Source organism: Leptospira alstonii serovar Sichuan str. 79601 (assembly GCF_000347175.1).
GTDB classification, from domain to species: Bacteria; Spirochaetota; Leptospiria; order Leptospirales; family Leptospiraceae; genus Leptospira; species Leptospira alstonii.
In genome coordinates this window covers 87,323-111,157 of sequence record NZ_ANIK01000035.1, presented here as the reverse complement: position 1 = coordinate 111,157, position 23,835 = coordinate 87,323, and the positions used below count along the sequence as shown (strand labels likewise).

Annotated in this window: 12 protein-coding genes and 1 pseudogene; 1 reads left to right on the top strand and 12 read right to left on the bottom strand. The window is 43.8% G+C overall.

Annotation, left to right across the window (positions count from 1 at the left end; all coding sequences use genetic code 11):
• Positions 1-4: 4 nt before the first annotated feature.
• Positions 5-892, bottom strand: a complete 888-nt coding sequence (locus LEP1GSC194_RS08835; RefSeq protein WP_020773349.1) for an alpha/beta fold hydrolase — start codon at positions 890-892, stop codon at positions 5-7.
• Positions 893-1,024: 132 nt separating this feature from the next.
• On the opposite strand from LEP1GSC194_RS08835, the gene LEP1GSC194_RS08830 reads away from it, so the two are divergent.
• Positions 1,025-2,026, top strand: a complete 1,002-nt coding sequence (locus LEP1GSC194_RS08830; RefSeq protein WP_020773250.1) for a class I SAM-dependent methyltransferase — start codon at positions 1,025-1,027, stop codon at positions 2,024-2,026.
• 39 nt (positions 2,027-2,065) lie between these two features.
• Here the strand turns inward: LEP1GSC194_RS08830 and LEP1GSC194_RS23415 are convergent.
• The 11 genes and pseudogenes from LEP1GSC194_RS23415 to LEP1GSC194_RS08765 form a co-directional block, all read right to left on the bottom strand.
• A pseudogene (locus LEP1GSC194_RS23415) lies at positions 2,066-4,699 on the bottom strand (TonB-dependent receptor plug domain-containing protein).
• Positions 4,700-5,439: 740 nt separating this feature from the next.
• A complete protein-coding gene (locus tag LEP1GSC194_RS08815; protein WP_020773291.1) occupies positions 5,440-6,324 on the bottom strand; it encodes an EAL domain-containing protein in 885 nt (294 codons plus the stop codon).
• An 861-nt stretch (positions 6,325-7,185) separates the two neighbouring features.
• A complete protein-coding gene (locus tag LEP1GSC194_RS08810) occupies positions 7,186-7,869 on the bottom strand; it encodes a response regulator (RefSeq protein ID WP_036041894.1) in 684 nt (227 codons plus the stop codon).
• On the bottom strand, positions 7,866-10,493 hold the full coding sequence (locus LEP1GSC194_RS08805) for a sensor histidine kinase (protein WP_020773276.1): 2,628 nt from the start codon (positions 10,491-10,493) through the stop codon (positions 7,866-7,868). The genes LEP1GSC194_RS08810 and LEP1GSC194_RS08805 overlap by 4 nt, the downstream gene beginning before the upstream one ends.
• A complete protein-coding gene (gene kdpC / locus LEP1GSC194_RS08800; RefSeq protein ID WP_020773247.1) occupies positions 10,490-11,071 on the bottom strand; it encodes a potassium-transporting ATPase subunit KdpC in 582 nt (193 codons plus the stop codon). Before kdpC ends, LEP1GSC194_RS08805 begins: the two co-directional genes overlap by 4 nt.
• 10 nt (positions 11,072-11,081) lie before the next feature.
• Positions 11,082-13,166, bottom strand: coding sequence for a potassium-transporting ATPase subunit KdpB (gene kdpB / locus LEP1GSC194_RS08795; protein WP_020773326.1), 2,085 nt, complete (start codon positions 13,164-13,166; stop codon positions 11,082-11,084).
• 10 nt (positions 13,167-13,176) lie between these two features.
• Positions 13,177-14,853: a potassium-transporting ATPase subunit KdpA gene (kdpA, locus tag LEP1GSC194_RS08790; protein ID WP_020773308.1), complete on the bottom strand. Its 1,677-nt coding sequence runs from the start codon at positions 14,851-14,853 to the stop codon at positions 13,177-13,179.
• A gap of 9 nt (positions 14,854-14,862) precedes the next feature.
• Complete coding sequence (locus LEP1GSC194_RS22980; protein ID WP_020773333.1) at positions 14,863-14,952, bottom strand: potassium-transporting ATPase subunit F; 90 nt, start codon at positions 14,950-14,952, stop codon at positions 14,863-14,865.
• Between the two features lie 483 nt (positions 14,953-15,435).
• Positions 15,436-20,658 carry a trifunctional serine/threonine-protein kinase/ATP-binding protein/SpoIIE family protein phosphatase gene (locus LEP1GSC194_RS08775; RefSeq protein WP_020773241.1) on the bottom strand — a complete coding sequence of 1,741 codons (5,223 nt, stop codon included), beginning with the start codon at positions 20,656-20,658 and terminating at the stop codon, positions 15,436-15,438.
• A 7-nt stretch (positions 20,659-20,665) separates the two neighbouring features.
• Positions 20,666-22,729 (bottom strand): NAD(P)/FAD-dependent oxidoreductase, encoded by a 2,064-nt coding sequence (locus LEP1GSC194_RS08770; RefSeq protein ID WP_020773211.1) that lies wholly within the window; start codon positions 22,727-22,729, stop codon positions 20,666-20,668.
• 147 nt (positions 22,730-22,876) lie between these two features.
• Positions 22,877-23,800, bottom strand: coding sequence for a hypothetical protein (locus LEP1GSC194_RS08765; protein ID WP_020773203.1), 924 nt, complete (start codon positions 23,798-23,800; stop codon positions 22,877-22,879).
• Positions 23,801-23,835 lie beyond the last annotated feature (35 nt).

Here is a 23,835-nt window from a genome sequence, read left to right as displayed (position 1 = left end):
GACGTTACGCGGAATGTTTGACGACGAACTTTTGAATGAGATCGGTCACTAAGTCGGGTTGTTCCCTGTGAACCCAGTGATTGGAATCGAGTTTATGAATTTCTAATTTTTCCACGTAGTCGTACGCGTTTTCATAAACCTCCGGTAAAACGATAAAATCCTTTTGAGGAACGATCAATTGCACCGGAACTTTGATATTGGAGGGAGCGGAGATCACCGTTTTACCGAACAATAACTCCCGGAACAGATTGATAGGGGCCATCGTCGCGCCGTAGATATCGTTTTTGCTCGCGTTTCTCAGAGAATCTTTTTTGGGAACTCCGCCGAGATCCATGATCCATTTGTAAATCGATTCACCGAAGTTCCGCCAGACGAATTCCGGCAGCATAGGAATCTGAAAAAACCAGATATACCAGGAGCGAAAACCCTGATCGATCACTTTTCCCCAGTTATCCAGATTGAGACTGAACAGGTCGTCGATCATTCGTTTGCCCGCGAGCCAGGGATGCGGACCGGAAATCGCCGTAAAGGAACGTACATATCCTGAATATTCAGGATCGCTAATAAATAACCAACCCAGAGCCGCTCCCCAATCGTGACCGACCAAGTGTACCTTTTTATCCTTGGAAAGGAAACGGATCGCTTCCAAAAGATCGGGAAAAATCATAGTGTAGTTGTACTCGGATTGTTCCGAAGGTTTGGAGGATCTTCCGAAACCTCTAAGGTCGATCGCACCTAAACGATATTTGTCTTTTAAGGAATCGATCTGTAAGTCCCAGGTCCGATGTGTATCGGGATATCCGTGCAGGAATAAGATAACGTTCTTCGAATCCGTTTCCGAATAGGAGAGAAATAATTTTACTTTTTGATTTTCGAGATATGTGTGTTTCAAAATTTCAACTCGCTTCTTCGATTCGGAAAATAAGAAAAATGTTTTGCAATCGTCCCGATCGTCCAGTCTTTTTATGGAATTTCCATTTTTGTTCTGATTGGATTTTGACGGGGATTTTCGTATTCTGGTTTTATGACGGAAAAACGATTCGATGAAACCAATTCGTTTAACGATTCCGGAAATCCGATGGTGATGTTTCGAAATCGTATAACGAGAATGTCTAAACATTGGAAAAAATGGGCGCGTAAAAGAAACATAGAATGTTTTCGAATCTACGATCGGGACATACCTCAGGTTCCAGTCAGCGTGGATCTTTACGGGCCTTATTGTCAAATCGCCGCATATAAAAACGATTACGAGATTTCGGACGAAGAAAGAGAAAGGGAGAACGCGGAGATAGGCCGGATCGTCTCCGAGACATTGAACCTCGGACCCGATTCCGTCTTTTGGAAAAAGAGAGAACCCAAAAAAGGCAAAGAACAGTACGAAAAACAATCCCAGCAATCGGAGTTGTTCGAAGTAGGGGAGAACGGACTTCGGTTTTACGTAAACTTATCCGATTATATCGACACGGGATTGTTTTTAGATCATAGAATCACGAGGGAACTCGTCCGCAAAGAATCAAAGGGAAAAAAATTCCTAAATCTTTTCTCTTATACGGGATCGTTTACCGTCTACGCGGTGTCAGGCGGAGCGACCGAAAGTTTAAGCGTGGACCTTTCCAACACGTATTCGGCTTGGGCCGAAGAAAATTTGAAGTTAAACGGATTTTCCCTTACAAAACATCGTCTACTCAGAGCGGATGTAACGGAATGGCTTTATCAGGAAAGAACGAACCCGAATCGAAAAAAATACGATCTGATCGTGGTCGATCCTCCGACCTTTTCCAACAGTAAAAAGATGACTAACGTCTTCGACGTACAAAAAAATCACGTAGAGATCTTAAACGTTCTCTATCGGGACTTTGCGCTTCCCGGAGCCGTGTTGTACTTTTCCACGAACTTTAGAAAGTTTGAATTTTCAGAAAAATCCGTTCTCTGGGAAAATTCGAAAGACATCACGAAGACGACTCTTCCGGAAGATTTCAGAAACGAAAAGATTCATTATTGTTGGAGAATGGAAAAGCCGCTTTGATCTTACGGTTTGTCCGAAAACCGAGTCGGAAAGATATCTTTAAAATTGCATTTGTATTCCGAAATTAAACATCGGAACCTTAGTTTTGCCGACTTCCAACCCGTTTTGATTGATGTAACCGGTAGCGGGGTTTACGTTCGGGATATAAGGAGCCAGAGTATTATAAAGATTTTTTGTAACCGCGATCCTATTTCCGGTCAGATTGATGATTTCAACGTACAAATCCAACTTCGCCCAACTCGTCGATATAAAACGATCAAATCGAATATCGATCTGATTGTAAGACGGGAGCCGAGCGGATCTGATATCGTTCGAATAAGTGGGAGTGTAAAGATTTACGGAATTAACGGGAGTCAGTTCCGACCCGACGATCGGAGTATATGCGTAATTCGTTAAGTGAATGATTCTCGTGCCGATTTGCCATTGGTCCTTGTGTTTCCAGCCGCCGACTAAACTGAACATGTGTGTTCGATCCAAATCGTAATATTCTTCCTTGGAATTTTTCTTTAGAACCTCGACGTTTCCGTTATCGTAAACGTTCGTATAATAATCCTTGGATACGTCCTGATACAAAACCCTATGATTTTTAGCCAGTTCGTTATGGGCTTGAAGTTCGGTATTGTTCAGAAGGGGTTGATTTCTATTTCGTTTTGTCAAAGAGTTCGTATAGGAAATCCAACCGAAAAATCCGGAGTCCTCCGGGATTTCTTTTTTAATCATCAACTCGAATCCTTTGGACCAGCCGGACATGGAATTTGAGTAATTCACGTTCTTTTGAGGAACGAGTTCCGCGTTTTGATTGTTGAATGCGGAAACGAGATTGTTGATGTTGGCGGCCGAAGAGTTGTAGATAAAATCGTCCCGAACGGCCAAACTGTCAAAGTGTTTTTGTAACCTTCCAACTTGACGGAGTAATTCGATAAAAACTTTTGTTCTATTCCAATATTGGAATGTTGCGATTCTTCCATTTTGAGATTGGGGTTTCCTATCTTTTTGGAAATATAACTGATGTCCGGAGGGGCTTGAAAGAATTTCCCGGTTCCGCCGAAAAAAGTCGTTTTCGTGGATTCCAGTTCTTTTGCAAACATAAGTCTCGGACTTGTTTTCCATTGTTCCGATAAATCGTGATAGTCCCGTCTTGCTCCGAGCGTTAACACGTTTCCTTTATAATCCAGTTTCATCTCGGAAAAATATCCGATCTGTCTATGAACCATCCTATCTCCTTCCAAGGTTGCCGATGTGTTCGGATCGGAGAGGATGAACTTGGTTATCTTAAGCATCTCCGGATTTTCATTGATGTATATAACCTTGCCCTTAAAGCTGGAAACGGTTTCCCTATATTGACCGCCCACCCTGAGCTTTAGGATTTTTTTGAATAAGTTCACTTCCATAACGTCCTCAAAATACCGAAGGTCCTCCGAAAAATCATTTCCAAGAGTATTCGCTTTTTGTAATCCTTCAAAGGCAAGGGAAAGTACACCTTTAGAGGTATCGATAAGATAAGTGCTGTTTTGAATTCTTTCCTGAAAATAACTCCTAGCAAAGTTCATCGTATTGGAAACGTACTCGAACGGTTTCCAAACGTATTGAATCCCGTCCGTTCTAAAATTCCTATCTACGATAAAAGAATCGTTCAGGGTTTCCATATTATTTTTTTTCGGTTCCAGTTGTTTGTTGGAAGAAAAGGGATGACGATAATCCTTCGTTCCGAAAGAGGAAAGTGTGACGGAGTTACGCTCGTCGATGTCCCAGTTGATTCGGAATTGATAATCGCTGTAATCGGAGACGAAGGTTTGATTCGGTATCAGGTCGGGTATCCTACCCAAAACGTAGTTCGGATAGTATTTTCTTCCGGATACGCTTACATTTAAGTTTTTTGTAATATTCTTAAAAACGTAAGCGTCCGTCAAAAAAGTATGTAGGTTTACGACGAGGGAGTCGTTCTTCTTTTTAAATCCTTCCACGGCGATGACTCCGCCAGTGGCAAAACCGTATCGGGCAGAATAAGTGCCTGAATAAATTTCCAGGGATCGAATCGCGTTATTGTTCAACACGGAAGTCATTCCGTCCGCGTGAAACGGGTAGACTAAGGGAAGTCCGTCGTAATAAAATTGATTGGCTCTGGTTCCCGCGCCTCGCATCACCAGAAATCCTCTTTGGCTGTTGGGAATTTCCGGACTTCTATCATTGGGGGCGGTTCTGCTTGTTCTAATCGCCATCGAGGATTGAAAGCCCGAGTTGGTATAATTTTGAAAAATCGGCGCAATTCCCGAAATGTTGAAGATCGCTTTTAAGGAATCTCCGAACGTACCGGGCATCTTGTTGATCTCTTCCGGCTTTAAGCGAACGAAATCAGGCCCGTCTTTCACCGATGACTTCGATACCGTCTTTGTCTTTTTCCGAGTCGATTGAAAAAGAAGTGTTTCCGGGACGGACTTGGATCTGAATTTTTTTCTGAAGTCCTTTTTCATTCTCCGCTAAAACCGTATATCCGCCGTAATCGGGAACGCCGAACGTGATTTCGGAGTTTGATCCCCCATTGATCCTCTTACTGAAATTCTTTCCCTCGATATCGAGATGTTTTATTTTCTCTTGCGATTTGATTTGCACTTCTATTTTATTTTGAGCGAGCAAATCCGAAGACAAAAGGCCGAAAGCGTAAAGAAACGTTATGTAGAAGAAGGAAAGTTTGTTCGTCCGAAAATATTTCTTTTGTGAAAGGAATCGTACTATGGGGTGATACCGAATATATGAGAATAAAAAAAGAATTGGAAAATTTTTCACGATAACTCTTAAAGTCCTTTAATCCTATAAAAATCCGTTCCAAAGAAGACTAAAGTGACGCCTCTCCCTCTGGATCGCTTGGCGGGCTTTGGGGACACGCTTCAAGTTCAAATATTCAGTAGCATTTAACTTTAAAATATTCTTAAATATTTATATACTTTCAATGCAGTTTAACGGACAGGCTGACAAAAATAAATTTTTACAATGTTCGGATTTAAATTTTTTACGAAGAGTTTGTCCTTAAAATACTGGTGAGTGACACTCAGGATAAAAAATGAAATCAGTGAGTGTCACTTGTGGAATCTCGGATATTAGGGTATCGTAAATTTTGGCAAGGGTCCGTCTTTTATATGCAGAATTTTCGGCGCCTTTATACGGTTTTCAGTAACGAGAAAAAAAATCCGTATTACTGATCCCTATAAAATAGAGTACCGTCAATTTGAGCACAAATCCCGCGTTTAGACGCAGAATTTCGGACATTCTATTATAGAGTTGTCGTTAGGAGTTAAAATTTAAAAAAGGAAGTCGTAATTGATTCGTATGAATTTTTTACGCCGAACTTGTATGAGATAAAATCAGGCCGATCCTTTTTGCGCGGGAAATGAAAAGAAAAGTCGGCCCGTTCGGTTTCAAACCGAAATATTCTTGGATTGGAATAAAAATCCTTGCACTAAGGGGAATCGCATTTCCGCGGCAATCAAAAGATCCTCTTGGGTTTCGACTCCTTCCAAAACACACAGTATATCCGATTCTCTCGCAAAGTCCAAAAATCCCCAAACGATATTCTTATAAGACGACTTGGTTCTAAAAAGTCGAAGCCAATGTTTATCGAACTTAATAAATTTTGAATATTCTAAAAAATCAAAACAAAAAAGATTCCGTTCGCCGCCCACGTCGTCAAGTGCAATCGGAACGTTAGCTTGTTTTAACGCGTTCAAACAGAATCGAGTGTCTTCGATCAGAGTGGAATCCGTATTTTCTATGATTTCGCAGACGATATTTTTTTCTTGGCTTAAAAGTTCATGCCAATCCTCGGCTTGAGATTGTTTTTTGCAGACGTGCGGGTCCAAATTCAAAAATAACTTTTTGCCTTGAGGGCGGTTTTTTATCTGAAAGCGTTTTAAATTTTTTTCAAATTCAAAAAACAAATCCGCATCTTGATGCAGTTCGTTAAAGACAAATTCGGGAGAAGTTTTTTCTCCTTCGATATAAAATCGGGCGAGGGCTTCGTATGCGTAAATTTTACCCGTTTCCAAGGACAGAATGGGTTGATACTCCGTATGAAACTTTTCGGTTTTCAAAATATCGATTAATATTTTGAGAAGTTCCGAACCGCTTGTCTGAGTGAAAGATTCGTTTCGTTCCGGAAGGGAGTCGGGCAGCTCGGAGATGATTTCTTGAGCCGTTCTACGTTTCTCATTGAAAGAGAAAAGGTTTTGGGCAATTCGGTCGTCTAAAGCCGAAATGTTTTTCGAAAAATTCGCGTTAGGTGATAGACCGAGAATTTCTTTCATTGCAGACCTCTTTTTTCCAAGGGTAGAAAGATAGTTTAAAAAAGTCAACATAAATGAGAATGAAACTCAAAATCGATTTTTTTAGATTGAGACATGCTGATACATAAGAAATTCGGATTTCGTGGGGGGTGTTCCCGCGTTTTCATGGAAAATCCCCGCGCTACGAAGAAAGTCTCGCGACTATCGGTGCTCGACGCGGGTAACTTGGATCTTTTCCGTACAAAATTTTAGATAATCGGAAGAACTTGACATCGCTATTTATTGATTTTTAACGCACTGACATTTAAAACGTGGGAGTTCCCACAGATTAAGTCTCTTTGTATTTAGAGAGAATTTGAAATTTATTGATCATTGTACTTCGAGCTATCGAACGACCCATGGAAACTCAATGAATGCCTTCCTAAACTAAAGTCTCACGCCCTACGGGTCGTTCGATAGGTGGTCGGCATTCAGGGAGTGAGACTTTAGTTCAGGAAAGCTCTGCGTTGCGAGTCGCTCACAACGTAGTTGTGAAATCAACGCGATCCGTAGAGAGCGTTGCATTGAGTTTCCCCTAATTTTGGGAAGTGGAAAGGCTCGGGAGGTTTTCTCTATCAGAAAATCATACTTTTTGCAAGTAGAAAACCTCACCCTTGTCGGAACACTTGCATTTTATTGTTGTATGTAAAGTCCTAAAATCTAATCACTAACCACTTGAAAAATACTGAGCTTCCTAAAAGCCCCGGTTGTCGGGCCGATTCAAAAAGTTTTTTTTATAGAAAAGATTACATCCGACATGCGCCCGTTTTAGATGTTGGCGAGTAGAAGTCGGATGTCAGGGTTTTAGTGGATGGAAGTCGAATACTTTCAATAATTATAATATTAAGGATTTATGGATAATCGGTAGCCGACTCCGGGTTCGGTCAAAAGCAACTCCGGATTGGAAGGATCCGCCTCGATCTTTTTTCTGAGGCTCGCGACGTGAACTCTTAACGGTCCGGATTCGTTTTTTGCCAGCGGTCCCCAGACGTGACGGATGATCTGTTCCTGAGTTACAACCTTTCCCGCGTGTTGAATCAGAAAAACTAAAAAGGAATATTCGATCGGAGTCAAATGCACCGTCGTACCCGAGACCTGAACGTTTCTGCCGGATAGATCCGCGTATAAATTGCCGGAAACAAAAATCGGCGAGCCGGGTTCCTGGGTTTTATTTCGAAGCGCCACTCGAATTCTTGCGAGCAGTTCTCCCATACTAAAAGGTTTTGTAATATAGTCGTCGGCTCCGCCGTCCAACAGGGAAATTTTTTCGAGGTCCGAGGAAAGAACGGACAATACGATTACGGGCGTTTCGCTCCAGGTTCGGATTTCGCGAAGAGCCGCGATTCCGTTTCCATCGGGGAATTGTAAATCCAAAAGAATCACGTCAGGAGATTCCTTTGCCGCTTTGAGAATCGTTTCCCGAATCGTCGCCGATTCGATTACGTCGTAATGAGAGGCGTTTAAACTGATTCGAATCATCTTTCGGATTCGATCGTCGTCGTCCGCGACCAATATTTTCGGATTCAATCCGGTTTTACCGGAATCTCGATACAAAATCTGGCGCCTCCTTCTTTTCGGTTTTCCGCGATCAAAGTTCCGCCGTGTGTTTCCACGATGGACTTGCTGATGGAAAGTCCGAGTCCGCTTCCTACGTGAGTTCGGTTTTTACTTCTATAAAATTTCTCGAAGATCTTTTCAAGCTCTTCTTCCGGAATTCCGGGGCCGTTGTCTTCGACGGTGTATTTCATTTTATCTTTTTTGCATATAAGTTCTATGGAGACGGGAGAACCTTCGGGAGAAATTTGAACCGCGTTGAATACCACGTTAAAAAGCGCCTGTTCCATCAACGTAAAATCCATCCAAGTAGGAATCGGATTGTCCGGAAGTCGAATCACACAACGACTGTTCTTCACCGTTTGTCTGAGCCTTCTTACCACTACGTGAACAAGGTCGGACGGATCGTGCCAATCCATTCTCAATTTCAAAAATCCGGATTCGTAACGGCTCATATCCAATAGATTTCCTAAAAGAAGATTGAGAATCATACTACTTTCGTTGATTTCGTTTAACAATTCCACGCGGGCTTCCTTGGAGTTGTCTATCTCCGGCTCCAGAAGAGCGGTGACCGCTCCGCGAATCGCGGAAAGGGGAGTTTTCAATTCGTGCGAAAGGGAATTGAATATGATCGTGTACAATCTTTCGGATTGATTGGCGAGATATCTCGTTCGAGTTTCTTCGGACAATAACTCTCTTTCGAGCGCGAGCGCGATCTGATTTCCCATCGTTAACAATAGATTTTCCTGATCCAAGTTCGGTCTTTCGGCGGGAACGATTCCCATAACTCCGATCAATTTACCGGGAGCGACCATGGGAAAGTAAGTTCCCATAGACAAGGACAAAGTATCGGTGAATTTTCCGGCGGGGATCTTATTCTTATAAACCCAGTTTGCAACCGCGGTCTCTTTCGAATCCGGAAAAAAATTTCCGGCTCTGGAAGAATTGGAATCTATGTTTCCCTGATTTTCCAATAGGATTACGACTTCCGTTTGAAATACTTTTTTGAGATATTCGGCTCCGATTTCGGAGATTCGACGGATGTCTCTCGCGTGTCCCAATTCCTTGGAAAGCTCGTATAACGTTGTTAAGCGAAGTTCCCGATTGACCAAAGTTTTTTCTTTTTGTCTCAGTCTGGAAGTGACGTTTCCTATGATGATGGATATAAAAAGAAAGGAACCGAACATCAGAACGTCTTCGAGTTTTTCGATGAAAAAAGTGTATTTGGGAGGGATGAATAAAAAATCCCAGAAAATTCCGGATAACAATCCCGCGAGAACGGTGGGCCCCTTGGAAAAGAAGGATCCGATTCCGGATACGAAAAAAAGATATAAAAAGGAAATGCTCCAGTATCCCGTAATCGGTTCTAAAAAAAGACTGAAACAAGTGGCCGATAAAATCAAGGTTACGGACGCGACGTATTGTTTTCCGCCGGAAGAAGTTTTTAGAATTCGAGAGAGAACGGATTCCTCGCCGGAAAAGGAAGTGTGATCGTAGGGGACTAAACAGAGTTCGAAGTTCGACGTCGTCCTCGCTAGTTTGGAAGCGGCGGAGTTCCATTTCTTCCACCAGGACATCGGCGGTTTTCCCAAAACGACCCGCGTTATGTTCTTTTGCTCCGCGACTCTTAGGATCGCTTCCACCGGATTTTCGTCGGCGGCGTAGAGAATTTCGGATCCTAACTCTCTCGCAAAACTCAGATTCTTTTCGAGCTGGCCTACGTTTTCCTTGGAAAGATTTTCCCTCGTTTGATTGTAGATCGCGAACAATTCTCCGTTTCGCTCGTATGCGAGACGTTTCGCATAACGTAGCAAGGAGTAGGAATGCGGACTCGCGCCGATCGCTACGAGGATTTTTTCCCTGAACTTAGTCGAGTCGGGAGAAGTGTTGACGTGCCTTGCCGTGTAGTTGAGCGCGGTTTCTCGCAGAAAGGTCAGGTTTTCCTTTTTAAAAAAATGATCTCCGGCCAGATCCGCTTTTTCCGGAACGTAGACCTTACCTTCCTGAAGACGTTTTCTGAGATCGTCGGGAGAAAGATCGATGAGTACGATCTCGTCCGCCATATCCAAAACCGAATCGGGAATCGTTTCCCTGATTTTTACGGATGTGTTTTTTTCTACGATTTCCACCTGACTTTCCAAATGTTGAACATTCAAAGTTGTGAATACGTTGACGCTGTGATTGAGAATTTCGATCACGTCCTGGTATCGTTTGACGTGTCTGCTTCCGGGAATATTGGTGTGAGCGAACTCGTCCACTAAGACGATTTCGGGTTTTCGTTTGAGAACGGCGTCTATGTCCATCTCTTCGAATCGGATTTCCCTATGTTCTATGTTTTTTCTCGGTAGGATTTCCAATCCTTCCAACAGTTCTTCGGTTTCCTTGCGTCCGTGTGTTTCGATATAACCGACTACTACGTCCACACCTTCCTTTTTGAGGTTGCGAGCTGCGTTTAACATCGCGTAGGTTTTGCCGACCCCGGCCGCCATGCCGAAAAAAACTTTGAGCTTTCCGGAGATCTCCTTTTGTTCTTCCGCTTGGATTTTACGAAGAAGTTCGTCCGGATCCAAACGCGATGTTTCCGTCCTTTCGTTCATTCTAATATTTTTCCAAATTCGGAATCCAATTTCAAGTTCAATCGGAGTACGTTGATTCGTTTTTCACCGATATAACCGAGGGAAGGTTTTTCGATCGCTCGCTCCACGATGTCTTGAAATTTAAGAGTATTCAATTTACGCGCTTTCGCGACGCGATTCATTTGAAAACGAACGGCCGCGGGACTGATATGTGGATCCAGTCCGGAACCGGAAGCGAATAGTAAGTCGGGAGGGACCGTCTTTTGATCCGGATGTTTTTCGAGTAGGAATTTTCTTCTTTCTTGAACTTTCTTCTTCAATGCCGCGTTCGTCGCTCCGGCGTTGGACGCTCCCGACGGTGTTGTCGTATAATCTCCCGCGGAGGGTCTAGGCCAGAAATATTCATTTTTTGTAAACTTTTGCGCGATCAATTCGGAACCGACGATTTTGTCGCGGACGGAAATCAGACTTCCGTTTGCCTGCGACGGGAAAAAACGTTCGGCAAATCCGGTAATTACGATCGGATAAAAAATGCCGGTGATGAAAACGAGGGTCAAAAGAACTCGGATTGCGATCGACGCCGTATTTAATAAAATCATAAAGTTCTCCTCAATTAATTCCCGATAGAACTAAAATCATGTCGATCAATTTGATTCCTAAGAAGGGCGCGACGATTCCTCCCAAACCGAAAATCGAAAGATTTCGTTTTAGGATTCTATCGGCGCCTAACGGTTTATAGGCGACTCCCTTGAGTGCGAGAGGAATCAGCGCCGGGATCACCAATGCGTTGAAGATGATCGCGCTTAACACCGCGCTTTTTTGCGAACCGAGTTGCATCAGATTGAGAACGGACAAAGGGCCGACTAACGTTTCGTTTGTCGCATAAAAGTTTCCGAACAATGCGGGAAGAATCGCGAAGTATTTTGCGACGTCGTTTGCGATGCTGAACGTGGTCAACGCTCCTCTTGTCATCAAAAGTTGTTTTCCGATTTCCACGATTTCGATGAGTTTACTCGGGTTGCTGTCCAAATCGATCATGTTACCGGCCTCTCGCGCGGTTTGTGTTCCCGTATTCATCGCCACTCCCACGTCCGATTGCGCAAGAGCGGGCGCGTCGTTGGTTCCGTCTCCGATCATCGCTACGAGATAACCTTTGTTTTGTTGTTCTCTGATTTTTTTCAGTTTGGTTTCCGGAGTCGCTTCCGCAAGAAAGTCGTCCACACCCGCTTCCGCCGCGATCGCAGCCGCCGTGAGCGGATTGTCTCCCGTGATCATCACCGTTCTGATTCCCATTTTGCGAAGACTCGCAAATCTTTCCTTGAGTCCCCCTTTGACTATGTCCTTGAGTTCGATCACACCCAACAGTCGATCGTCTTCGGTTACGAGAATCGGAGTACTTCCTCTTTGGGAAATTTTTTGAATGACCTCTTCCATCTCCATTGAAATTTCTTGACTGAAGTTGTGCAGATGGTTTCGGATCGCGTCGCCAGCTCCTTTGCGGATTTTTCGAACCGTTTTCCCTTCCTTTTTTAAGTCGATTCCGCTCATTTTTGTGGAAGCGCTGAAAGGAATGAATTCTCCTTCCATCTCCGTAAGATTCCTTTCCCGTATTCCGAATTTCTCTTTTGCTAATACGACAATGGATCTTCCTTCCGGAGTTTCGTCGGCGAGTGAGGAAAGTTGTGCGACATCGGCCAGATATTTTTCTTCCACTCCGTTTGCGGGGTAAAAGAGGATCGCCTCCCTGTTGCCTAACGTGATCGTTCCGGTCTTATCCAATAGTAGAATGTCTATGTCTCCCGCGGCCTCGATGGCCTTTCCGCTTTTTGAGATCACGTTAAACCGAATGAGGCGTTCCATTCCGGAAATTCCGATCGCTGAAAGTAAACCCGCGATCGTGGTCGGTATCAAACAAACCAATAGAGAGATCAAAATCGGGATCGAAAGGTCCGCCGTTTGGCTCCCTTGTTTGGCGACGAACTCCGCAAAAAACGGAAGGCTGATTACGGCGATCAAAAAGATAAAGGATAAGCCGGACAATAACATCGTAAGCGCGATCTCGTTCGGAGTTTTTTGACGTTTGGCTCCTTCTACAAGGGCGATCATCTTATCTAAGAACGTGTTTCCCTGTTCCGCAGTGATGCGAATCGTGATCTTGTCGCTTAACACTCTCGTCCCGCCGGTCACCGCGCTTCTGTCTCCTCCGCTTTCTCGAACCACGGGCGCGGATTCTCCAGTGATCGCGGATTCGTCCACGCTTGCGATTCCCTCGATAATTTCTCCGTCTCCGGGAATCAGGTCTCCGGGTTCGCATAAAACTATATCACCGATCTTTAATGTAGTTCCGGAAACGTTAGCAATTTCTCCTTCGAAGAGTTTTTTAGCCGTGATGTTCGTTCTCGTTTTTTTGAGACTGTCCGTTCTCGCTTTGCCCCTTCCTTCCGCGATCGCTTCCGCAAAATTCGCAAAAATTACCGTGAACCAGAGCCAAAGACCGATCTGCAGGTTAAAGGAGGAATACGTTCCATTACGGAGATCCTTAAAAAAAATCCAGGTCGTGAACAAGGCTCCTAAGAATACGATGAACATCACCGGATTTTTTGCCTGGGAAAAAGGATGCAGCTTTTTGAATGTGTTGATTGCCGCTTCTCTTAAAACCCCCGATTCGAAAAAAGCTTTCGACTTACGACTCATTGGTTTCTCCTTAAAAGGTTTTGCCTTGCAGCATTAGGAAATGTTCAAGTATAGGTCCGATGGTAAGAACCGGAAAAAAGGTAAGCGCTCCGACTACCACGATCACCGATAGGAGTAGAACGTAAAAAGTCCCCCCTTCGACGGAAAAAGATCCTTCCGATACGATCTCGGATCTTTTTTTAACGGCCGCCGCCCCAGCGATCGCCAAAACGGGGAGAATCACTCCGAACCTCCCGATCAACATCGCAAGTCCTATCATAGAATTGTAATAAGGGGTATTTGCGTTCAAACCGGCGAACGCGCTGCCGTTGTTTCCGGCTCCGGAAGAAAACGCGTAGAGAATTTCGGAAAGTCCGTGCGGCCCGGCGTTTGAAAGAGCGGATAACGCGTTCGGAATACTTACGGAGATCGCCGTAAAAAGAAGAATGACCGTGGACGGTAAAAGGATTCCTAATACGGACATTTGGATTTCTCTCTTTTCGATTTTTTTACCGAGATATTCGGGGCTACGTCCTACCATGATCCCGCTTAAAAAAACCGTTAGAAGGACGAATAGAATCATTCCGTACATTCCGGCTCCCACTCCGCCGAAGACGATTTCGCCCAATTGTATATTCAAAATTCCTACTAAACCGCCGATCGGAGAAAAACTGTCGTGCATGGAGTTGACCGATCCGTTAGACGCCACCGTGGTCGCAACTTCCCAGATCGAGCTGTTTAAGATGCCGAATCGAATTTCTTTTCCTTCCCAAAAACCGAGGGTTCCGGATATCGGATTCCACGAGGATTCGGAGGTCCAAACGACGAGAACTCCGGCACAAAAGATCGTAAACATCACGGCGAAAATCATCCAAGCGTGTTTGAGATTTCCGGTAATTCTTCCGTAAAGAAACACGCAGGCTCCGGGTAGAATGATGATGGAAAACATCTGAAGGAAGTTGGAAAGCGGAGTCGGGTTCTCGAAAGGATGGGCGCTGTTGACTCCGAAAAATCCTCCTCCGTTTGTTCCCAGTTGTTTGATCGCAATCTGAGAGGCCGCAGGTCCCAAAGGAATGATTTGTGTATTTCCTTCCAAAGTGCTTGCGGTTACGGATTCGGAAAAAGTTTGAACGACTCCGGAACCGACCAGGATCAAAGCGAGGATAAAAGAGAGAGGTAAAAGAACATATAACGTTCCTCGAATCAAATCCCTCCAAAAATTTCCGAGCGCGACAATATTAGAATTTGCCGATATTCCTCTTGCAAGCGCAAGAAGAACGCAAAATCCAGTGGATGCGCTGACAAAGTTTTGGACCGTCAATCCTACCGATTGGGAAAAATAACTCATTACACTTTCTCCGCTATAAGCCTGCCAGTTCGTATTCGTTGTGAAACTCACGGCGGTATTGAATGCAAGATAGATATCGAGTCCGGGAAAATTTCCGGGATTGAGCGGAAGGTGGTCCTGAAAAAACAGGATCAGAAATAAAAGAATACAACCGAAAAAATTGAATACGAGTAAGGAGAGAGCATATTCTTTCCAGTTCATATTCTTGTCGGGGTCGATTCCGCAAAGTTTATACAGTATCCGTTCGAGTTTTGAGGTTCCGGAAGACGAATACACTTTATACAACCATAGGCCGAACAAAGGAGAGAAGATTACGATCGAAAAAAGGAAGATCGAGAGTTGAATCCATTCCGTCGCCATAAAAGCTCCTTAGAATTTTTCCGGTTTGAAAATCGAATATACTAAGTAAACGAGACAAAATACGCCTGTGCCTAAGGCTAGAATAGTTTCTAAATTCATAATAAACTGTTTCCTGAATATAGATTCGGAAAAACGGTTTTAGTCGGACGGTTTTTCGGTTTGAACGGAAAAGGTCTCGCAGAAATTCTCTTCATGTTCCAAGTAAACCACGGAGTAGTCGTAGAGTCAAGATCGTCCGGTTAAACAAACGGAAAACGAAGTTAAGAAGTTGTTAGGATCTCGTCCGGCGCTGGATTTCCGAATGAAACGTACTTCCGAGTATTCGACTTGTGGTTCGTCAAGATTCTATTTTATTTACAGTGTGAGCTCGGTATAACAAATGCGAAAGCGATTGAAGCGAGATCAACAAATTGGAATGACGGAGAAATTTCGTTTTTCGAGCGATCCGTCAATTTGTTGATCAGAGCAGAAAGCGCGGTCCAACCCTTGGCAAAGCCAAGGGTTGGATTCGCCCAAACTTTCTTAAGCGAATTCGCGTTACTTTATAGAACGTATTAAAATTTTATATTTTTTGAATACGATTTACAATATCTCCACGGATAAGAATGTGATATCGTCCACGACCTTTTGACCCGAAAGAAAAGACTGAAGATCCGCGAATACCATTTGTACGATTTCCGAAACAGGTCCGAAGGGTTCTTTGAGAATGGATTTTAAAAGTCTGTTTTCGCCGAACGCTTCCTTGGAGGAGTTGAACTCTTCTATGATTCCGTCCGAAAAGAAAAACAACTTATCTCCTTTGGATATCTTCAAAAACCGAGAATCGTATTTTTTCTTTGCGGGAATGCCGATGATGGGTCCGCTTCTGGGCAATTTTGTGATCGTACTTCCGGAAAGATAAAATTGATCGGGATGTCCCGCCGCGGAATATAAAAGCGTTTTTTCTTCCGCGTTTACATCGGCGACGAGGCAACTGAAAAAAAATTTGAGAGTTCCGTACTTTACTATAACCGTTTTGTTGAGTTCGGAGATCACTTCGCTTGGGGATATGTTGAGATATTTCAGGCTTTCATACTCGGATTTAATCAGCATGGTGACTAACGCAGCTTGTACGCCGTGCCCGGTTGCGTCCGCCAAAAAGATCCTTACCTTGCCGGGAGAAATTTCGGCGTAGTCGTAGATATCACCGCCCACTTGGGTCATCGGAACGTATTTCGTGAGAATATGTATTCCGCTTAACGTAACTTCCGGCTCCGGTAGAATCTTGTCTTGAATCTTTTGAGCGTAGAGCAAATCCTTTTGAAGTAGACGGATCGTGTCGTTGAGTTCGGAAGTTCTTTCCGCGACCTTTTTCTCCAGTTCCGCGTAAAGGTTTGCGTTTTCGATCGAGATCGCGGCTTGCCCCGCGATCAGTTTTAGGGTTTGAATATTATTTTTCTCGAATACTCCGTCGACCATTCGATTTTCGAGATAGAGAATTCCTTTCAACTCACCCGCATAAATCAGAGGAATACAAATCATGGATCGAGGTTTTTTCTCCGCGATATACGGATCGGCAAAGTCTCGACTCGAAGAGGAGGTATCGGATACGCCGGTAGAAATCATTTTACCGGTTCTTAAAACGTAGTTGAGATACGAAATAGGATATTGTGTTTCGTCCAGTTCCGGAAATTTTTCGACCGCAATTCCGGTTTCGCCGCTTTGTCCCGTAAGATATACCGTCGGATTTTTATCGTACAAATGAAAATAAATCGCCCTCGTCGCTCCGGCCGTTTGTATCGCGATCCGAATCAATTTTCTCAAAAGATTGTCTAGGATAATCTCTTTGGAAAGAATATTATAAGTTGTTAATATAATTTCCCGATCCAAATTCGGATTTCGATTGGGAAACCCTTTTTTCTTCGTTTCTATGGAAAGGGAGAAATCCGGCCGGTTTGAAAAACGACCTTTCAAATCGGCGACTTTGGCTGAAGCTCCCCATCTGGAATAAAGATCGATTGCGCGTCCCATATAATGATTTTGAAGGGAAAGGTTTCCGATTTTAGAATGAAACTCGGAAGCGATTTCGTTCGATAAGGCTTGAAACGAAACAAAGCCGGATCCTTGAAGGAGTTTGATCGCCTTTTCGTAGCCGATAATCGTCTCGGAGATTTTTCCTCGTACTCTTTCTCTTTCAGCGCGTAGAAGTTGGAGAAGTCCCATGAAATTTTCGGGGCAATCTCCGCTCCATTTTTCAAAATAAGAAAATAGAAGATTTAGTTTTTTTGAATATTTGATTCTGTCTAAAAGGGAAAATTCATGAAAATTCGCCAAAATGGTAAGTCCGTAATAAAACCAGAATTCGGGAAAGGGAATCAATCCGAACGCGTTTTGGATCAGCCTTTCGCCTTTGTCGCCCGATATTAGGGCTTTTTGAAATTGTCCCGAAAAATAATAAAGTTTCATAAGATCGTGGTGATAATAGGAAAGCGCGGTATAATTCTTATCCTCCAAAATTCTTCTTTCAAAATCTTCCGTTTGAAATTCGGAGTCGTCGAGAGAATCAAGGGACGATGTTTTTCCCGCTAGCGCTTTGACGAACTGATGGGAACTTTTTGCGATCATAAATGCGAAATCGTCTCTTGCGGCCTTAAAGTATTTTCCCGCGGAATCTGCGTCCTTTAGAAGTTCGTTGATCGGATACGAAGCGAAGATTTTTTTCTGTATTTTCGCCTGAAGGCTGAATCCCGCGTAGAAGATATCTCCGTTCTCTAAGGCTCCGTTGTGAACTTCGTCTAACAAATCGATGTCTAGGCTGATATGTCTTTTCCAATGGCAAAGATAGGCGGAATAAACGTACTGCACTTTCCGTTTTACAAGATCGAATGGAATCCTTTCGTTTAGATCCAAGGCGAGTTTGGAATAACGCATCGCTTGATCCAAGTCCTTGAACGTTTGATTTACGATCATTCCGTAGCCGCCGTATGCGATCGGGCTGCTTCTGGAAACTCCCTCGGTTAAGGAAATATTAAACATTTTTAATACTATAAGCGCAAAAAGATTTTGGTTGTACGTAAACGCAGAAGGGCCTAGGTCCGCAAATAGGTCGATCAGGGCTCGGTATTCCGCTTTTTCGTTTTCTTTTATTTGAACGAGTTCGAAATCCGATTTTCCTTTGGATAAGATCAAGGAGAGGAACAATTCCTTTAAAAGCGCTAAATTGATCGCGAACCGGGAAGAAGGAATGCGGATCTTGAAACGTTTCATCGCGCGTAAACCGGCCAAAACGGCGTCTTCCACCCTGTTCATTTTGGAATAGAGTCGAACGCGAATCGCGTTTGTGCGAATATATTGAAGATCGTGAATATTTAAATTTTCTAATGAGTCTAAGTAGAATATTGCTTTTTCGTAATTGTTCAGAAGGTATTCCGCCTCTGCGGTTTCTAAAATCACGTTGGAATAAAACTCCAAATCCTCGATACGCCTCTCCCGGTTCAAGGAATCCAAAGCGAATTTCAAATATTTAAGGGAACTTTCATAAGAACCGGAACTTTTGGCTTGAAGACCGGCTTTGTAGTTCAAATTCGTAAGATCGTTGCGAAGAGTTTTCTCATCAATCGTGTCGATAGCCTGATTGAGATGATTCGTAATCTGGAAAAGAACTCTGTCTTTGGGTTCCGGCCCGTGAAAGGCGAGTAGAGCGGTTCCGACTCGTTTATGAAATTCTTTTCGTTTCGATTTTTCCAACAGAGTGTATGCCGCTTGTCTAATCCTATCGTGCGAAAAACCGAACATTCGTTCCGGAGAATAACTTCTTTCAAAAAGAAAACGATCCGGATTTTGAGAGGGGGTTATAAGTCCGTCTTTCACCGCTTCCCAAAGGGTTTGATTGAGTTTTTCAGTATCAAAAAAATATAATTTAGATACGAATTCCAAGCTGAATCTTTCTCCCAAGCAGGAACATGCTCCGAGCAAATCCCGGACTTCGGGTGTGAGTTCCCGAAGTCTATCGCAGAGAAGGCCGACGACGTTATCCGCAACCGGTAGTCCTCCGACTTTTTCGAGATCCCATTCCCAGAGTTTGGATTCGAATTGATAGGAGATGAAATTCCTTTTTCGACAGCTTCTGAGAAGTTGGATGATCGCAAAAGGATTTCCTAATGTTTTATTTTGAAATACGGCGGTTACGGATCGGGTTTGTTTTTCCGATCCGGGCGCCAAGTCCTGAAGAAGTCTGTAAATGTTTTTTTCATCGAGAGGATCGATTGTGATCCGGCTTTTTCGGATCTTGTTGTTTTCGATGGATTCGAGGAACTTGGAAAACGGACTTGTAAATTCGACGGCTTCGGACCTAAAAGAAAGAATACATAATAAATTCTTAATTTTTGAATAGATCAAAAGGGTTTCTATGAACTTAAGACTCGCCGGATCGGCCCACTGCAAGTCGTCCATATAAAGAACGAGCGGTCTGCTCATTTCGGAAACGGCTCTGATAAAGTTGCGGAGTGTATAATAAAAACGGATCCGATTTTCATCCGGCGGGAGTTCGGACAACGGCGGCTGCGGACCCAAAACATATTCTAATTCTGGAATATGATCTAAAAGTATTTTTCCGTTGGCTCCCGCATATTGGGCGATCAGCCTTTTAAATTCTTGAATTTCTTTTTCCTCTTTGGAAAGTAAAATCGAAACCAAACCTCTTAAGGAATGGATTAACCCTCCGAACGGAAACGATGTTTCATACTGATCGAACTTTCCTTGGACGGCGACGCCACCTCTTTCGGAGACACTCTTTAAAAAGGATTTTGCGAGCGCGGTCTTTCCGGAACCGGAATCACCGGTGATAAAAACGAGATCGGTATCCCCTCGAAACACTTTTTGTAGGGAAGATTCCAAAACGGACTTCTCCTTATCCCTTCCGTAAAGAGCGGAGGTTTCGAACGTCAGTTTCGGGACGTCTCTCGAACCGGGAACGAAGATCGAATTCATATTTCCATTTTGAAAATCCTTGAAACAGCGGTCCAAGTCGTGTATCAATCCTTCAATGGACGCATAACGTTGGTCGGGATCTTTTTCAAGCAGCTTTGAGACGATAAGCGATACCGCAATAGGCAACTCCTTCCGAACCGTATGCAAGGGGACGGGTTTTCTTGCGAGATGAGCGTGTAAAATTTCGTTTCTGTTCTTGGATGTAAACGGCGGAGTTCCCGCGATCATCTGATGGAAAATGATTCCCAATGAATAAAAATCCGCGCGAAGATCCAAAACACGGGAGAGTCTTCCGGTCAATTCCGGCGGTACGTAGGAAAGAATTTCGGCGGGTAAATGCGGTTCAACGGAGGGCGAGTTGTCTTTTGCGGAAAAAGTAGCGGATGAAAAATCCGTAATTTTTATTTTTCCAGTTTGCCGTTGAATCCAAACGTTTCCGGGGCGGAGCGCCTTATGAAGAATTCCTTTTTCATGAATTTCTTTGAGCGCGAAAGATATTTCCAGGGCGATCTCAAAAAATTTTTCAACGGAATTTACGCCGTTGGGAAACAATTTCGAAAGAGGAACGGAATCGCAGTCTTCGATTACAAGAATTGGAGCGCCTTCATGTCGTATTAATTCCAGTGAATTTTGAATTTTCGGTCCTTTGATAAAATTGGAGATCCTAAAATCGTGATGGATTTTTTGAATCTCCTTAAGAGTCGGTTTTTTTTGACGAAGGATTTTGAGAAGGACGCGTTCCCTCGAACTTTTATCCAGAGATTTGTATATTATAAATTCATGATCTATGGAAAAAAGTCCGAACGTTTCAAAACCGGGAAGTTCGATTTTTATCATTCGAAGTTCAAGGAATACACCGAGCCGCTTCGATGCCGCTTACGACCGTACTTTCCACACATCCCGCGTTTAATACGGAATTTTGAATCCAATCCCCGGTAATTACAAGATTGGCATATCCGTTGTTGCCCGCCGGAAGTCGATACTTTGTGGAACCTTTCACCGATAAGACATATCTTTCCGTGGGTTGAATATTTAAACGCATATACTGAGACTCGATTCTTTGCGGACCTTGTTCCGTCCTGTTCGAATCCGACAATAGATTCCAATTGAATCCGCCGGTTTTTTCGGAAGGCGCGGAAGTCGGCCAAAGATTTTGCGCGTCCTGTTCCAGAAATTTTACGACCCTTTCCTTTAACTTTTTCATTTGTGTCGGTATGTCCGGATCCAGCAGCGGATCCTTAGGCGTTATCCCGGCGGGAGAGGGGCCGCAAAAATAAGCGATATGATTCGGCGTAAGAGAATCCGGCCAAGACTCTCTGTTGATGAGGTGGCTCATATCGCACCAAGTGTCGAAAGGTTCCACGTAAGATCCTAGAACGGGAGGTTCGTTTTTCCAATATTTCCATCCTAGACCCGCAACATCGGGATACATCCAAAGTTGAAACGCATCCGTTAGACACGTTGTGATCGATTCCGTCATTCGTTTCCACTCGGAACTTTCCTCTAAGATTTTCGGGCATAGGAAAGGAATCGCACCGATGGAAATCCCGAACACGAGTCGATCGAAATCCTTTCCGTATTCGAGAAGGATTTCCTCCCTGTCCTTCCAATCGGACCAATAATTTTCCAAATCTATATTATTATTTTTTAATATTTCTCCTTCCACGATCTGATCGTAGAGCGGTTCGCTCGGCCAACAAGCGAGTCCCTTAACGTCGATCAAGGGAGAATATTCGTCTTTTTTTAAGTTCGCTTGTTTGCCGATTTTTACGGTTTGAATCAGGGATTGTCCGTTTACTTCGGCGGGGATAAGTTCCCTCACTCTATGAAAGAACTTGATCCGAACTCCGCGTTTTTTCAGAGCTTCATACATGGGTGTGAAAATGACGTCTCCCATTCCGGCCTGCATCCTATAAGCGACTGCACCCTTGTAAGTGAAGACCATTCTTAAGGCTCCCTTGAGAGCCGTTCCTGCGGCGAAAGTGTACTGATCGGTTCCTCCGAACACAAGCCCGTATATTGCCTGTACGATTGCGGACCGAATCGTAAGGTCGCTCGCTCCGTGAAGTTTTAGCCATTCCCTATAATCGAAGTCGTCTATACTTTCAAAACCTTTTTCGAAAACGTCGTCTTTGATCATTCCCTTGATGTTGGTAAGACAGAAATCGATCAGGATCCAGAACCTTCTTGCTTCTGTGTTCGATTCGATTTTTTTCTCGATCCTTGTCCAAAGATTGTCGACGAACAGGTCCAAAATTTTTAGAAAACGGTCTCGAGGAAAACCGTCGCTCAGTTTATCCGAAAGATTTTTTAAAACGAGAACGGATTTTCCGATCGCGTCCAAGTCCGCCGCGTTTTCGGCCCATTTTAAAATCTCTTTCCAAACGTTCGGATCGTCCGCGGGTTCGTTTTCGGGAAAGATAAATTGCTTGCGGTTTTTATAATATTCCTCCAAGTAATCCAGAATCATGGAAGGATAAACTTTAGGATCAGGAAGTTCCGTCGTATCTCCCGGAATTCGATCGTTCATCGGAAACTGTATCGGCCAAGGTTCGTAACGTCCGTTGACGAGTTCCTCCAAGACGAAAAAGTTCGCCGGTTTAAACGCTTCCTCCCAGACGGCTAAGGGTTCCGTGAGAGGTCTTCCGAGTTCTTGATAACATTTTTTGATGAGTTGAAAGGAGTGATCGTAAAATCCGAACCAGATGTGCAGTCCGTGTTCTTCGATTCGATCGTAAACGTCCCGATTTCTTCCGCTCGCGCCTTTTCCGCCGAGTCTCCAGCCTAATTGATAAATTGTGATCTCGTATTTTTTTTGCCAATCGGGCCTGGAAGTGATTTCGTAAGCGGTAACGAGAGATCCTAATCCGCCGCCGAGTATAACCACTTTTTCTTTTTTATCCTTCATAAAACACCGCCTAATATCGATTAAAGTATTCTTATAACACATTTTAAATATTTAATATTTATGTACAAAACGAGCGGAATGATCCGCCGATTGATTGAACTCGCCGTCGAGCTTTTGCGCATAACTTGCGTTTTGTCGAAACCGATTTCAAACGTTTTGATGGATGATCGTTCCTGCGGAAAAATCGAAATCAAAATCGCACCAAATTCCGAATTGAACGGGAACGGAAGTGCTTTTAAGACCGAAGTCGGAAATAAAGGGGAAATAAGCGTTACTCAGGACATCCAAAATGTAGTTTCCTTCCAAAAGTCCGCCTTTGCGAAAGCGCGTAACGTTGCTGTTCGCTTCCACGATCGCTTGATAGCAGGCTAACGTAGGATCCGCCGCGTCTCTGAATTGTTTTAAAAAAACCATTCCGAGTTCGGGAGAAAATAAGTAATCCGAGAGATTAATCGGCAAACTCATACCCGGAATTGCGATCTTGTAAGGATTATCGAAAAGAATTTCGGCGAATCGATTTCCTATCTTTGAAAATTCATCGTAGGATTCTTTTGTCTGTGATTCTCCCGGAGGGCAGGTGAGAGTGAATATCCGTTGAGAAACGGCCTGTCGGTCCTTACCGCGAGGCGTGATCGCATCCACGGAAAAGTATTCCGGAGGAACTTGGAGAGAAGGTATTTGAAAGTCGCCTTGAATTTTATGAAAACCGTAGATTTCCCTTCCCGTAGCCATTGCAGTCGGAATGTCCACAAAGAGATAGGGCTGATAAAAGCGGATTCGAGACGGGTCCGTTGCAAATAGAGGAATCCAAAAACCTACGTCCGTTTCTTCCACCCAGCCGCATTGGTTACCCGGAACAAGATATCTTTGTTTTGCGAATACGAGAAATATTTCATCGGCGAACGCCGTATAATGCGTTCTACCGCTTGCGGGTTCGTTCAGGTCCCGATCTATGATCGATTGAATCGCATGCCGATTTCCTTGTATACAAAAAGCATAAAGTTCTACACGCTTCATACTATACGGAGGAGGAAGTTCCTGCTCTCCTCCGCGAACAATGTAATTTGTCATACGCGCTCCTAAGTTTTGCGTTTCAAGGTTTGTTG